This window comes from Parendozoicomonas sp. 209JJ7-1, from assembly GCF_058147085.1.
The window spans coordinates 1-1,277 of record NZ_JBYVJU010000072.1; the positions used below are offsets into that span (position 1 = coordinate 1).

2 protein-coding genes are annotated in these 1,277 nt (G+C 35.1%); both read left to right on the forward strand.

Annotation, left to right across the window (positions count from 1 at the left end; translation table 11 throughout):
- A partial coding sequence (locus ACY2RQ_RS19365) for a DCL family protein (RefSeq protein WP_490114654.1) occupies positions 1-658 on the forward strand: 658 nt, incomplete at its 5' end.
- 88 nt (positions 659-746) lie between these two features.
- Positions 747-1,277, forward strand: a 531-nt coding sequence (locus ACY2RQ_RS19370) for a GNAT family N-acetyltransferase (RefSeq protein ID WP_490114655.1), incomplete at its 3' end; no start/stop codon positions are given.

The window sequence follows — 1,277 nt, forward strand, 5'->3', positions numbered from 1 at the left end:
TGTCGCTCAAAAAGGATTCAGTGCAATGCCGAGATCAATACCAGTAATTTTACCGAGTAAAACCTTTTCAAAGAAAAGTGGCGCATTTACATTTTTTAGTGAAATGCTGAATAAGTATGAAGATGGGCAACAGGTAACAAATGAAGATGATAAGCTACTTTTTGAGCTGTTACAGAGACATCCCGAAGATAAGATTCGAGAAGGCGTAGAATATTTTTATCGTGATAAAGCTCAAGGTTATCCTACAAGTTGTTTCCATATAAAGCGCTTAACTGGTGATCGCACTGATTTTTCGATAAAAGACTGCGTAAATGCAAAAGAGCAAACGCTAGACCTGCTTTTTTATAAAGCGTGTCGAAGCTCTGTATCGCAGATATTAACTAATGAAAAGAATGAAAAATTCAATAGTGGAGTTGTTCATTGCAGCTTGAGTGGAGAAGTTTTAACAAAAGAGCAAGCAGTATACAAACATACAAACCCAAGGTTCAGAGATATAGTTGAACGTTTCAAGGAAAAATATTCTATAACCATCTCAAAGGATATGTTTATAGATGATGAAGATATGCAATATGTCACTGAGTTCAATGATGAGATTTTGAAAAGTCGATTCATTGAAATCTACCAAGAAATTGCAAGTTTAGCAATGTTTAAGAAGTAGTAATGTGCAAACCGCAACATAACAAGTAAATCCAGGTGACGCCTACGGCGCACCTGATTTAGGCGTTATGTTCTAAGGAGACATTTGCGTGTTCATCAAAGAAGTAGATGAAAAAATACGATTATCCCTTCTAACCCCAAATAAGGCCGAAGAGTTATTTTATCTAATTGACAAAAATAGAGAATATTTAAAAAATTGGATGATTTGGCCACCGAAAACAAACTCTCCAAATGACACAAGAAACTTCATAAAAGACACATTAGTTGGACTTTCAGAAATGAAAGAAATGGCTTGTGGCATTGAATATTCGAACAATCTTGTTGGCGTAATTACATTTAACAAAATTGATTTCGACCTGAAGAAAGTAGTTATTGGATACTGGGTTTCAGCAGATCATCAAGGTAAAGGAATTATTACGAAATCTTGCCGGACCTTAATTAATTATGCATTTAATTCTCTTGGAATGAAGAAAGTTGAAATTAGAGTCGCAACAGAGAACATTCCAAGCCAAAAAGTATGTGAGCGTTTAGGTTTTACTCTTGAAGGAGTAATACAAAACTCAGAAAATCTACACGGCAACATCGTCGATCACAATATTTATGGCTTAGTGCAAAACGAA